General features: G+C 41.7%; 7 protein-coding genes and 1 pseudogene. 7 read left to right on the top strand and 1 reads right to left on the bottom strand.

The window, feature by feature from the left end; translation table 11 throughout:
• Window positions 1–15 precede the first annotated feature (15 nt).
• A complete protein-coding gene (locus L0B70_RS07360) occupies window positions 16–618 on the bottom strand; it encodes a DUF4142 domain-containing protein (RefSeq protein WP_235141182.1) in 603 nt (200 codons plus the stop codon).
• 314 nt (window positions 619–932) lie between these two features.
• Between L0B70_RS07360 and L0B70_RS07365 the strand changes: the two genes are divergently transcribed.
• The 7 genes and pseudogenes from L0B70_RS07365 (at window position 933) to folE (ending at window position 14,412) form a co-directional block, all read left to right on the top strand.
• Window positions 933–2,036 (top strand): Mrp/NBP35 family ATP-binding protein, encoded by a 1,104-nt coding sequence (locus tag L0B70_RS07365; RefSeq protein ID WP_235141183.1) that lies wholly within the window; start codon window positions 933–935, stop codon window positions 2,034–2,036.
• 45 nt (window positions 2,037–2,081) lie between these two features.
• Entirely contained in the window at window positions 2,082–2,330 is a 249-nt protein-coding gene (locus L0B70_RS07370; RefSeq protein WP_235141184.1) for a NifU family protein, read from the top strand.
• A gap of 151 nt (window positions 2,331–2,481) precedes the next feature.
• Window positions 2,482–3,342, top strand: coding sequence for a BadF/BadG/BcrA/BcrD ATPase family protein (locus L0B70_RS07375; protein WP_235141185.1), 861 nt, complete (start codon window positions 2,482–2,484; stop codon window positions 3,340–3,342).
• A 68-nt stretch (window positions 3,343–3,410) separates the two neighbouring features.
• Window positions 3,411–5,695 (top strand): annotated as a pseudogene (locus tag L0B70_RS07380) (NADP-dependent malic enzyme).
• A gap of 163 nt (window positions 5,696–5,858) precedes the next feature.
• The gene (ruvA, locus tag L0B70_RS07385) at window positions 5,859–6,443 is read left to right on the top strand and encodes a Holliday junction branch migration protein RuvA (RefSeq protein ID WP_235141186.1); all 585 of its coding nucleotides are present in this window, start codon (window positions 5,859–5,861) and stop codon (window positions 6,441–6,443) included.
• Window positions 6,444–6,446: 3 nt separating this feature from the next.
• Window positions 6,447–13,520 carry a cell surface protein SprA gene (gene sprA / locus L0B70_RS07390; RefSeq protein ID WP_407929687.1) on the top strand — a complete coding sequence of 2,358 codons (7,074 nt, stop codon included), beginning with the start codon at window positions 6,447–6,449 and terminating at the stop codon, window positions 13,518–13,520.
• Window positions 13,521–13,746: 226 nt separating this feature from the next.
• Complete coding sequence (gene folE, locus L0B70_RS07395) at window positions 13,747–14,412, top strand: GTP cyclohydrolase I FolE (protein ID WP_235141187.1); 666 nt, start codon at window positions 13,747–13,749, stop codon at window positions 14,410–14,412.
• The last annotated feature ends 35 nt before the right edge of the window (window positions 14,413–14,447 follow it).

Consider the following 14,447-nt stretch of genomic DNA (forward strand, 5'->3'; position numbering starts at 1 on the left):
ATAAATTTCAGCAGCTTATTTTACTGCATTCTGCGCTTCCTGAGACGCGGTTAAATGGTGCTCTAATGTCGGCACCGTTTTGCTTGCAAAGGCTTTCAAGTCTGCAGTTGTTCCGTCGGAAGCCTGATTTTTAAAAGCTGCGATATCCTTTTTGTGATCTGTAACCATCATGTCGGTATAACTCTTATCGAAATCGGCACCTTTTTTCGCTTTCAGATCATCATACATTTTTTGTTGATCTGCTTCCATCGCAGTCGGTAATGTATAATTAGCACTGGCGGCCCAAGTCTTCAATTCGCTGTTCGCTTTGGAGTGGTCTTCTTTCATCATCTTACCTAAAGCTTTCACTTTCGCATTTGTTCCATTGCTTTCTGCCAGCTCGCCCATCATTACCTCCATCATCCCACCTTTTGCGGCGTCGTTTGCAAATGTTTTGTCCTGATCGCTCATACTGCTCATGTCACTGGAGACTGAAGTAGAATCATTCGTCATCATGGTTGAATCTACGGGTGCAGCCATATTTAAGCTGTCGGTAGAATCGGAGACAACGGTGGTTTCGTTCTTTTTGCAACTTACAAGTGCACCTACCATAAGAAGGGCTAAAATTGAATTTTTCATAATAATTAAATTTAAAATGTTGGTTATAAAATGTTTACCTGTTTTTCAAGCGAAGGTATTGAAGCAACTTTTTTGCCAAATTTTAATTTTTATGTAACGTTCCTTACCAAAATCGCTAGAAATTCGGCTATTGTTTCCAATTATTTATCAGGCAGCTGCCCATTTTAGGATTAAATTAAAAAATTTAATATCCCACTGCAAATCCCTCTTTTTTTCGCCGCCGGTTGCTGCGACCAAATATATCTCATAAAGTTTACTCATTCTAAATAGTAAAAAATTGCCTAAATTTGTAACTCAATTTATTACAAGAAATTATGTTGACGAAAGAAAAAGTTCAGGCCTTTTTAAAAGAAATAGAAGTAGACGATTTGGTACACAATTTCCAGGTGATGGGAAATGATGTTTATATCGATATGACCGCGCATTCGCCCGCGATGCACGAAAAGAAAAAGCTCGAAGCTGCCATGAAACAGGCTTTTGCCTCTGAATTTGGTGAAGAAATCGTGCTGAAATTGAAGATCGCTTCGCCGGAACCTTCAGTCGTTCAGCAAAGCCAGATCAAAGGAAAACAGATTAAGGGAATCCAAAATATTATTGCCGTTGCGTCTGGAAAAGGCGGTGTGGGCAAATCGACCGTGGCAGCAAATCTTGCAGTAACTTTGGCCAATATGGGTTTCAAAGTGGGTATTTTAGATGCCGATATTTATGGACCGTCAATTCCGACGATGTTTGATACTGTTGGTGTAAAACCGGTTTCTGTAGAAGTAGAGGGCAAAAGTTTAATGAAACCTGTGGAAAATTACGGCGTGAAAATGCTGTCCATCGGCTATTTCTCCGGAGCCAACCAGGCAGTGGTATGGCGCGGACCTATGGCCAGTAAAGCTTTAAATCAAATGATTCGCGATGCTGCGTGGGGCGAGCTGGATTTTCTTCTGGTCGATTTACCACCGGGTACGGGTGACATTCATTTGTCCATCATTCAGGAAGTTCCGGTTACCGGAGCGGTCATCGTCAGCACACCGCAGCACATTGCGCTCGCCGATGTCCGAAAGGGAATTGCAATGTTCCAGATGGAAAGTATCAATATTCCGGTATTGGGTTTAATTGAAAATATGTCGTACTTTACTCCGGAAGAATTGCCGGATAATAAATACTACATTTTCGGAAATCAGGGCGCGCAATATTTGGCAGAAGATTTAGGAATTCCTGTGTTGGGCGAAATTCCCCTCATCCAAAGCATCAGAGAGGCGGGTGATGTTGGCCGGCCGGCAGTTTTGCAGGAAGGTTCGCAAATTGAAGCCATTTATATTAAAACCGCACAGAATATGATCGAAAGTTTGGTAGAAAGAAACAAATTGCTTCCGCCCACCGAAGCCGTAAAAATAACGACGATGGCGGGTTGCTCTACAAAGAAATAGACCGGTTGAAGATCTACAAATGGATCGTGACATCATAAAAATATAATGAAAACAGAAATAAAACACGAAGAAACCGTTACCAGAGTTCTTTATGCGCTGGAGAGTATTCGTCCCTTTCTTAACAAGGATGGCGGGGATATCGAATTGGTCGATGTAAAAGACCAAATTGTATACGTAAAGTTGCAAGGTAACTGCAACGGCTGCCCCATGAGTTTTTCTACGATGAAATTAGGCGTGGAAAATACCATAAAACAACACGCTCCCGAAATTCTCGAAGTAATGGAGGTCGATTAAGATCGCGCTCAATAATAAATAAGCAATTCATTGACGGATTGCTTTTTTTTAGCTTCATACTTTTCCGGGCCGGTGCGCAAAAAAATTGTGTTACCAAAAACAAAGCGTTTAAAATTAAATTGATATTTTAGCGCATTAAATTCAACAAAATATGATTGCCATTGTCGACGGCGGCTCCACAAAATGTGATTGGGTGATACTGGAAAACTCCGGGAAAATTCATTTGAAAACCACCACTCTGGGCTTCAATCCAAATATCATCAACCCCGATTTTATTTTGCAGGAAATCGATAAAAATCCGGAACTTTTTTTCCTGAAAAATCACATCGAACAGGTGTTTTTTTACGGTTCAGGCTGCGGCACTCCCGATAATGCGCTAAAAGTGAAAAACGAATTTAAACAAACCTTTCCACACGCCGCTGTTTCCATCAAAGAAGATATGACCGCTGCGGCTTATGCGGCATATAACGGCAAACCCGCCATCGTCTGCATCCTCGGAACGGGCTCCAATTCCTGTTTTTTCGACGGCGATAAAATACGCATTGATTTGCCTTCGCTGGGTTTTCTAATCGGCGACGAAGGCAGTGGCAGCGCTTTGGGTAAGCATCTTTTGCGACGGTTTTTTATGAAAAAACTTCCGCAGGATTTAGAAAATGATTTCCGCGCCACTTATAACCTTACCATCGAAGAAGCGATTCGAAGAATGTATCATAATCCGCGGGCAAATGCCTATTTAGGCGAGTTTAATAAATTTATAGCGGAGCGCAAAAAACATCCGTACTTTCAGAATATGGTGTTCGACGAATTAAAGAATTTCCTAGATTATCAGGTGCTTCCTTATCCGGAAGCCGGTGAAACCGAAATTAATTTTATCGGGTACATCGCTTTTATTTACGAAGATATTCTGCGGTCTGCCGCAGCGGAACTCAACCTAAAAATTGGAAAAGTTGTGCAGAAACCTATTGAAAGTCTTGTAGATTATCACAAAAAATATATTTTGAATTTAAATTAATTCAAAAATTCATTAACAGGTATTTAAAAAGTTTAAAAAACTTTTCACTTATCATCAAATAGAAAATTATGTCAAGCAAAACGAACAGAGACGAAAAGAATTTTAAACAGGCCGCTCTGGATTATCACAGTATCGAACCAAAAGGAAAAATCGAAGTCATTCCCTCCAAACCACATTCCTCTCAGAGGGACCTGTCATTAGCATATTCGCCGGGTGTTGCCATACCGTGTCTGGAAATTGAAAGAGATCCTAAATTAGCTTACGAATATACCGGAAAAGGAAATTTAGTTGCCGTTATTTCTAATGGTACTGCAGTTTTAGGTTTAGGAGACATCGGCGCAGAAGCATCGAAACCGGTGATGGAAGGAAAAGGACTTTTATTTAAAATTTTCGCCGACATCAATGTTTTTGATATTGAAATCAATGAAAAAGATCCCGATAAATTCATTGAAATTGTAAAAGGAATCGCGCCTACTTTTGGTGGAATTAATTTAGAAGACATCAAAGCGCCCGAAGCATTCTACATTGAACAAAGATTAAAAGAAGAGCTCGATATTCCTTTGATGCACGATGATCAACACGGAACCGCCATTATTTCTGCAGCTGCTTTGATTAATGCTTTAGAAATTGCCGGCAAGAAGATTGAGGACGTAAAAGTAGTCGTTAATGGCGCCGGAGCCGCAGCCATCGCCTGTACGAAACTCTATCTGGAACTGGGTTTAAAAAAAGAAAATGTTTTGATGTGCGATTCCAAAGGCATCATCAATCAGAACAGAGAAAATCTTACGCCGGAAAAACTCGATTTTATCGCAGAAACTGACATGGAGACCCTGGCTGAAGCTTTAGACGGCGCCGATGTTTTTATTGGACTTTCCAAAGCCGATGTGATGACTGCCGAAATGCTTTTGAGCATGGCAGAAAATCCCGTTGTCTTCGGGTTGGCCAATCCAGATCCTGAAATTAATTACGAACTCGCCATGGAAACGCGCCCGGATACTATTATGGCAACAGGCAGAAGCGATTATCCTAATCAGGTGAACAACGTTCTTGGCTTTCCGTATATTTTCCGTGGTGCACTCGATGTACAGGCGACCGGAATTAACGAAGCCATGAAACTCGCTGCGGTAAAAGCAATCGCCGATTTGGCAAAAGAACCCGTGCCGGAAGCTGTAATTTTGGCGTACAATCTTAAAAATTTAAACTTCAGCAGAGAATATTTTATTCCAAAACCGTTCGATAACCGCCTGATCACCAAAGTTTCCATCGCTGTGGCAAAAGCTGCCATGGAAAGTGGAATCGCCGGTAAACCCATCGAAAATTTCGAAGATTATGAAAACGCCTTGCTCGACCGGATGGGTCGGGACGAGAAGTTGATCCGCATGATGCAGAACAGAGCGCGATCCAACCCGAAGCGCGTAACCCTGGGAAATGCAGAAGAATATAATGTTCTAAAAGCGGCTCAAATTCTTTATGAAGAGGGCATTGCGCAACCCATTTTGTTGGGAGAAAAAAATACGTGCAGGAACAGATGAAAAAATTCGGGATTGAACTGGATGTGCCTATTGTTGATCCAATGGATGATGATCAGGAAGACAACCGCGTAAAATACCGCGAAACACTTTGGAAACTTCGCCAGAGAAAGGGAATGAACGAGTACAAAGCAAAAAGATATGTTCGCCAGCGAGATTATTTTGGTCCTTTAATGCTTCATCATGGCGATACCGATGCTTTGATTGTGGGGTTCTCTAAAAATTATTCGTCTACGCTTAAGCCAATTTTAAAAATCATCGAAAAGGAAAAAGGCGTGGAAAAAATCGCCTCGATGATGATGATTATGACGGGTAAAAAACCCCTGTTTTTTGCAGATACGTCAATCAATCAAAATCCCACCTCGGAAGATCTGGTGAATATTGCGAGAATGTCGGAAATGACGGTAAAAACCTTTGCCGTAGAACCGCGTGTTGCGATGCTTTCTTTTGAGAATTTCGCAGGAATTTCCGAAACCTCCAAAAAAGTACAGAAGGCAGTTGCGGTGCTCCACGAGAAATTTCCGAATATGATTGTGGATGGCGAAATTCAACCCGATTTTGCTTTAAATGCAGATCACCTTTCCGACTATCCTTTTTCAAAACTCGGGACAACGCCGGCCAATGTTTTTGTCTTCCCGAATCTGGAGAGCGCCAATATTTCCTATAAGATCATTCGCGGCTTGAAAATCGCGCAGGTGGTCGGGCCTATCTTAATGGGCTTAAAAAAGCCGGTCCACGTTTTACAGATGCGTGCCAGCGTCGACGAAATAGTGAATTTGGCAACAATCGCCGTTTTGGATGCGCAGAGAAGGGGAAAAGATTAGATAAAACCGTATCTACAGTTATTTCTGATTATAAATGCGATGGCAGGAATTACCCTTCAAATCTTAAAAAAAAGCAGTATTTATTACAAAGACAGTCTGAAAAGACTGTTTTTTTTGTTTCATTCAAATTATTAACTTTGGCTCTTTCAAAAAAACAGTAAAAATGATTTATTCTCTGAAAGGTATTGTGCAGGAACTCAACCCGACTTCTGTGATTGTCGACGTGAACGGCGTGGGCTATTTTGTGGGCATCAGTTTGCAGACATCGGAGAAATTATCGCCGGGTACACCAACCTTTCTCAATATACAGCAAATCATCCGCGAAGACGCGCATTTGCTTTTTGGTTTTAACACAATTTTAGAAAAAGAAATGTTTAATCTGTTAATAAGTGTTAACGGCGTTGGACCCGTGTCTGCCATTATTATGCTCTCCTCTGTGAGCCTAGAAGAGATCGCTTCTGCAATCCTTTCCAACAACAGTTTAATGCTTCAGAAGGTGAAGGGAATAGGCACCAAAACAGCCGAAAGGATCATCGTTGATCTGCGGGATAAAGTCCAAAAATTCAAGAATTCGGCAGAAAATATTTCTACATTTGCAAATAATAAAATAAAAGAAGAGTCGTTATCTGCTTTAGAAGTTTTGGGCATTCCAAAAAAGATGAGCGAGAAGATTGCAGACCGAATTTTAAAACAAAATCCGGAATTTTCTGTCGAAGAGTTAGTGAAGCAAATCTTAAAAAACATTTAACATTTGGAGAAGAATAATTTTTTTCAGCATATTTTTTTAGTCTTAATTTTTCTGTGTTTATCTACCACAGGAATTTTTGCACAGGTAATTCCGCAGGACAGCACTTCCATCAGAGAAGATTACTCGCTTCCGAATCCTACAAGATATGAAGCGTTTTACGATGTTGCCAGCGGAATGTATTTTTTGTATCCCAAAATTGGCAATATGGTCGTGGGAAATCCCGTTTCCATGACTTCCGCGGAATATAACCAGTACATGCTAAACAATCAGTTAAGTGCATATTACAAGGAAAAATCTTCTACCAATAATTTAGGGTACCGAAAAGACCAAAGTGATGCCATTAAAAAAGGCTTACTTCCCAGTGTTAACATAAAAAACAAGCTTTTCGAATCCCTCTTTGGCGGCAATAAAATTGAAATAATTCCGCAGGGTTTCGCCTCCTTCGATATTGGCGGTCTTTACCAAAAAATAGATAACCCTTTAATTTTACCGCAGAACCGAACGAGTTTTGCCATCGACATTCAACAGAGAATTCAACTCGGATTGCTCGGGAAAGTGGGCGAAAATCTACAGCTAAAAGCAAATTACGATACCCAAAGCGGTTTCGCTTTCGAAAACAGAATGAATTTGGTTTGGCAGGCAAAAGGAACGTGGAAAGATTTGCAAAGCAAAGGTTTAGCCGATAAAACCACGGGCGGCGAAGATAAAATTATTAAAAGAGTCGAGTTCGGAAACGTGAATATGCCACTTTCAACAAGTTTAATTCGGGGTTCCGAATCGCTTTTCGGGTTGAAAACTGAATTTCAACTCGGAAAAACCTACGGAACTTTGGTCTTTTCCCAGCAGCAGGGCGAATCCAGAAACATTATCGCGCAAGGCGGCGGGGTCATGAACACCTTTAAATTGAATGCGATCGACTACGAGGATAATCAGCATTACTACATCGGACACTACTTTTTGGATAATTACGACAAATCGCTTTTAAATTATCCACAAATTAATTCCAGAGTCAACATTACGCGAATTGAAGCCTGGGTTTTAGATCAGGGTTCGGGGAATCTTCAGGATCAGAAAGGGATTTTGGGGATTCGCGATTTAGGCGAGGGAACTTCGGGTTATCCCGATAATTCTCAAAATGGTCTTTATCAGGGGATTGTAAATTTGGGAGCGTCAATTCGGGACGTTAATACGGCGTATAACGCGATCAACGGGCAATCTTTTCCAAACGCGAACGGTTCACCGGAAACTTATACGGACGGGGAACAGTTTATTTTTAACCGAAAAGCCCGAAAATTAAATCAAAACGAATTTACCTATCATCCGCAATTGGGTTATATCTCCCTTAATCAACGTTTAAATGATAATCAACTTTTATCCATTGCGTACACTTTTACGTTGAACGGCGATAACAAAGTATATAAAGTAGGGGAGTTTTCCGAGGAAAGTCCTGTCCTGATTACGAAATTGCTGAAATCTAATATCAAAACCACCACAACCACCCCGATGTGGGATTTGATGATGAAGAATATTTATTCTTTAAACTCCAACCAAATTAATAGCGACGGTTTTTTACTAAATGTTTATTTGCGTGATCCTACAAACGGAAAAGTAAATTATCTGCCGAATACGCCGGTTCAGGATATAAACCTCCTGAAACTGTTCAACTGGGATCGGCTGAACATGAACAACGATTTGCAGCAGAACGGAAACACCACCGGCGACGGAATTTTCGATTTTGTGCCGGGGATAACAGTGGATCCGGAGAACGGAAAAATCATCTTTACAAAGGCAAAACCTTTTGGCGCGTATCTGCAAAACGTCTTGGGCAGCAGTGATCCGAAATATGTTTTCAATGATCTTTACGACAAATTTAAAAATGTAGCCTCCGAAAACAGGCTGGCTTTGGGATACACACTCGAGGGTCGCTTTAAAGGATCGCAGGGAAGCGGCATTTCTTTAGGAGCCATCAATGTTCCACAAGGGTCAGTGAAAGTGACGGCGAATGGCGTTCAGCTTCAGGAAGGCATTGATTATACCGTAGATTATATGCTTGGTACCGTAAATATTATTAACGAAACCGTGAAGCAATCGGGTCAGGCCATTAATATTTCTTTGGAAAATCAGCTAACCTTCAATACCCAACGAAAAAGATTTTTAGGTTTAAATTTAGAACGCAGGTTTAATGAACATCTAACGGTTGGCGGAACCGTGGTGAATTATGCAGAAACGCCTTTAACGCAGAAAGTGAATTTTGGGCAGGAAGCGGTGAACAATACGATGGCAGGATTCAATATTTTATACAATAACGAATTGCCGTTCCTGACGCGGTTAACCGATAAAATTCCGCTCGTCAATACCGAAGCACCGTCTAATCTTAATTTTATGGCGGAAGGCGCGTATCTGATTCCGGGACAAAGCAACGGCATTGGTAACCAGTCTTATATTGATGATTTCGAACAAACTACGTCGAAAATTTCGTTAAAGGAACCCGCGATGTGGAGTCTTGCTTCAAAACCGGAGAAAAATCCGGAGCCTTACTTCTCCAATGCAAATCTCAACGATGATCTTGCTTTTGGAAACGGCAGAGGGTTGATGACCTGGTACAATATCGACCCTCGATTCTATGGCATCGGCGGTAAAGCACCGAATGGAATTAATGCGCAGGCAGTTTCCAACCACGCATCCAGAAGAGTTCAAACCAAAGAATTATACAATTCGCGGGATTTTGTTGCAGGCGAGCAGTTATTTACGAATACGTTCGACATCAGTTATTTTCCCGCAGAAAGAGGACCTTACAACGTAAACCAAAACACCGAATCTACACAGGACAGATGGGGTGGAATTATGCGCCCGATTTCGGTTTCCAATTTTATTAACTCCAATATCGAATATGTTGAATTTTGGATGATGGATCCTTATGCGGACGGAAATAATCTTGGAGCGAATCCGAAATTATTGCTCCAGTTAGGAAACGTGAGCGAAGATGTGCTGAAAGACGGAAAACTACAGTACGAAAACGGCTTGCCAACGCCTAATGTTCCCGCCAATACGACGACAACAAATTGGGGCACACAGCCGAACCAGTTTCCAATTTTATATGCTTTTTCTACGGAGAACGAAGAAAGAACCGCGCAGGATTTAGGCTATGACGGTTTGGATGCGGCGGGAGAAGCAGCAAAATTCGGGACCAACTTCGTTAATCCGGTTAAAAACGTAGAGGATCCGGCTTCCGACGACTTTGTATTCTATCTCTCGGATCAGTTTCAAGGCACTCAGGCTTCCTCGCTGACAGAACGTTATAAATATTTCCGCGGTCCCGAAGGCAATTCCCAGAGCAATACTTTGGAAGTCGCCACCCAAACGCCGGATGCAGAAGATGTTAACAGAGATTATAACTTAGATCAAAGCGAGAACTATACGCAGTACACCATTAATTTAGATAAAGCTAGTTTAGCTTTAGGTCAGAAATTTATCGTTGATGAGAAAGAAGTGGATGTGAAATTCCAGAACGGACAGGCCGGAAAAAACAAGTGGTATTTGTTCCGCGTTCCTGTAACCCAATTCGATCAGGGCGCTAATGAAGGCGGCGTGAAAGACCTTTCCATTTTGAACAACGTTCGGTTTGCAAGAATGCTTTTAACAGGGTTCGATCAGGCCTCCACCATTCGTTTCGGAACTTTAGATCTGGTACGCAGCGACTGGAGAAAATATACAAAAGATATCGCCACAAACATTACCGATACAGAAGGTGTAAATCCTGCCGACAATCAATTTGTTGATGTGGGAAGTGTAAATCTGGAAGAAAACGGACTCAGCCAGCCGCCGTATGTGCTGCCTCCGGGAATCGACCGACAAATTTTAAGCGGAAATGCGGGCGCACAGCGACAAAACGAAGCCTCACTTTACATTAAAACCGCGCCTATTGAGGCAAAAACTTCAAAAGGGGTTTTCAAAAATGTAGCTTTGGACATGCGTCGTTACAAAAATTTAGAACTTTTTGTCCATGCAGAAGATGTAAGAGCGGGTGCGCAAAGCAACAGTCTGGATCCGGATGCGAAATTCTTTATCCGTTTCGGAAGCGATGCGACCGATAACTATTACGAATATGAAACTTCTTTAAAATATACACCGAAAAATGCAACTTCTCCGCTGGAGATTTGGCCGTCGGAAAACACGGTGAATCTGGAAATTCAAAAATTTGTAGATGCGAAATTGAGAAGAGATCAAAATTCGGTGATCGAAATCGATGAACGTACCGAAGATTCCGAATACGCCGCGCTGGATCCGAACAAGAAAATTTACATTAAAGGTCGTCCAAGTTTAGGCAATGTGACCACCATAATGTTGGGGGTTCGAAACAAAGATCAGATCAATTCGAAAGATTTAGTCCTTTGGGTTAATGAAATCCGTCTGTCGGAAATTGAAAATAAAGGCGGTTACGCAGGAAACGCGAGTGTGAATTTCAACCTTGGAGATTTCGCTTTGGTGAATGCGAACGGATCTTATTCGACCATCGGTTTTGGGGGAATTACCGAAAAGCCCGCGGAAAGAGCGCAGTCGGCACTTTCAGCATTCAACATCAATACGACGGTGAACGTGGATAAATTTTTACCGGAAAAAATTGGGATGAAGATTCCCGTGAATTATTCCTACACGCAAACCATAGAAGATCCAAAATACAATCCCTTGGATAACGATGTTACTTTTGATGAGGCGCCGAACAAAGAGGAACTGAAAAAAGTTGCGAGAACATATACGCAACAGAGAAGTTTGGGCGTAGTAAATATGCGAAAAGAAAGAATGAACCCGAACCGTAAGCCAAAATTCTACGATATTGAAAACGTTTCTGTGACTGCGGTTTACAACGACGACTACTTCCGAGACGTTTATACCAAGAAAAATTACCGCCAGTATTTACGCGGTTATGCAGATTACAACTATTCTTTCAAACCGTTTGTTATTCGTCCCTTTAATAAATTGGTGAGCGACACGGCAAAATCTTACAAATATCTAAGATGGGTGAAAGAGGTAAACTTTAATCCTGTTCCAACAAGGGTTTCCTTCCGTACAGAAATCGACCGAAATTATAACGAGCTTCAGTTCCGAAACATTGAGTCTATTCTTAATGGAAACACGGGACAGGATTTCGACGTTATTAAAAACAGAAATTTCTATTTCGGTTGGCAATACGGTCTTGGCTTTAATTTTACTAAATCTTTAAAACTTGAAATTAATTCGGCAATGCGAACGCTGAATGATAACCTGAATGTGTATGATCTGAACAATAAATCCATCTTTGCGAATCCGTTCCGCGCCGGAAGACCTGTTCTTTATAACCACAGGGTTCAGTTAAACTACAAATTTCCGTTCGAGTATTTGCCGTATTTAGATTTTATTAATGCAGAACTCGGCTACGGTTTTACTTATAACTGGAATGCCAGAAGTACCGTGCAGACCAATTTTGTAAATCCCGATACAAACCAGGCTGAAAGTTTAGGAAATATTGGCCAAAACACGAATAATGTGGTGGCCACCGCGGCGGTGGATGTGCCTAAGTTCTTTAGTAAGTTCAAATATTTCCAGAAGATCAATACCACCATGCAAAAACGCAAGCAGGAAATTGATTCCCTTAACAACGCCTATAATTTAGCCTGGCAGAAAAAGGGTAAAAAGAAAAGTTTCAAAAGCTATAAATTCAAAAATAAGTTAAATCCTGTGCAGGGAATTGCCTACGCTTTAACGTCCATCAAGCAGATCGATGTTTCCTACAACGAAAATAATGGTACGGTGCTGCCGGGCTTGCTTTCCGCACCAAACTGGTATGGTTACGGGCAAACTTTGGGCGGACCAACCTACGGTTTCCTTTTAGGCTCGCAGGCAGATATCCGCAGAACGATCATCGAAAACGGGTGGGTATCTAATTCAACCTATATGAACGATCCTTACTCGCAGATGAAAAACCAAAACTTCCTCGCAAATGTACAGATCGCGCCAATCAACGATTTCCGGATTGATGTGAATTTCCTGAAAAATTATAACAGCAATTTTATTCAGGGCGGCTATAATGTAGATGCAGATTCGAACCCGGCAAACGGTTTCCAGAACTCTTTTGGTACAGATTTAATCAGTTATTCCAAAACTACCTGGACGTTTAATACAGCTTTTAAAGACGGAAAAAGCATTTACGATACGATGTATGAGAATGCGAAACAGATTTATCGCCAATCTGGCGGAGTTTATAATGAAGCCGATTTTGCAAGTGGCCGCGGTTTAGCCGATGCGTATGTTTTGATTCCGGCCTTTCAGGCGGCCGTTGAAGGAAGATCGCCAAATGGACGGCTTTCAGATCCGAAAAAATCCGGATTCCCACTTCCAAACTGGCGCGTGACGTATTCGGGCTTGAAGAACATTCCTTTAATTAACAGCCAGTTTTCCAAATTTGATATTCTTCACGGGTATTCCTCAACGTATACCGCTACCGGAATTCAGTCCAGCGTTGATTATTACAACAAACAGAATAATCCATCTGCGCCTGCAGCCGATACTTTTGGGAACGATTTCAATCCTTATACGTTCTCCCAGGTGGGCTATGTAGAAGCTTTTGCACCACTGATCGGGGCAGATGTTACGATGCGAAACAATATGCAGTTCCGTGCCCAATATAACCGCGACAGGTTGTTTATGCTGGGGTTGGTTAATCAGACTTTAACGGAAGATTCCGGCAACGAATACATCGTTGGTTTTGGATATATTCTGAAGGATTTGAAAATGAAGATGAATTTCAAAGGAAAATCCCGAACCATCAAAAGCGACTTAAATATTCGCGGCGACTTTTCCCTGAGAGACAGCCAGACAAGAATTACCAATATTTTGCAAAACGACTCGCAGATTACGGGCGGACAAAGAATGATGAGCTTTAAATTTTCCGCAGATTATAACATGTCGCAAAATTTTAATCTTCGCTTTTTCTACGACCAACTCATGACGAAATATAAGATCTCCACAGCCTTTCCTCTTTCTACCATAAGAGCCGGATTAACTGCAACTTTCACTTTCGCGGGCAGCGGTGGTTTCTAAAAAGTTATAAATTTCTTATCGAATCCCGCTCCCGAGCGGGATTTTTCGTGAAAACCAGTCCCTCAAATACAAAACAAAAACCTCAATATTTTTCCTAATCAACGTCCCTCTCCCTTGGAGAGGGATTTAGGGTGAGGACTCAAATTACCTCCCCAAAACATCCAACCCAATACGTCCTTGATATAAAAATTAAATCGTTAATTTTGTGGCTTCATTACCATATACTATGAATCACGATATCGATAACGACGACGATGTGTTTACCGGCAAGGACCATACTCCTTTGCGCGACGATGCTTTCGAAAAATCTCCGCACGAAAAGATAGAAATTATCACCCACCATTTTCACCAGATCATGCAAACTCTGGGTCTGGATATGGAAGACGATTCCCTGAAAGATTCCCCAAAACGCGTCGCGCGGATGTACGTGAATGAGATTTTTGGTGGTCTTCTTCCCGAAAATAAACCCGGGATTTCAACCTTCTCCAATAAGTACAAATACCGCCAAATGTTGGTCGAAAAAGACATTACTGTTTATTCTTTCTGCGAACATCATTTCCTGCCTATTATCGGCCGAGCGCATGTTGCGTATATTTCGAACGGGGAAGTAATTGGCCTTTCAAAGATCAACAGACTCGTCGATCATTACGCCAGACGCCCTCAGGTGCAGGAAAGATTGACAATGCAGATCGTCGATGCCTTAAAATCTGCGCTCGGCACAAAAGATGTTGCCTGCATCATCGATGCAAAACATTTGTGCGTGAATTGTCGTGGAATTAAAGATACCGCAAGTTCCACAATTACCGCCGAACTCAGCGGGATTTTCCGCACCAATCCAATTACGCGTCAGGAATTCCTGCATTACGTTGGAAGTCACACCAAACTGGATTAAAACCCATATTCATCCCTCATCCGACATATCTCAAA

The sequence above is a fragment of the Kaistella sp. 97-N-M2 genome (assembly GCF_021513235.1).
In the GTDB taxonomy this organism is placed as follows: Bacteria; Bacteroidota; Bacteroidia; order Flavobacteriales; family Weeksellaceae; genus Kaistella.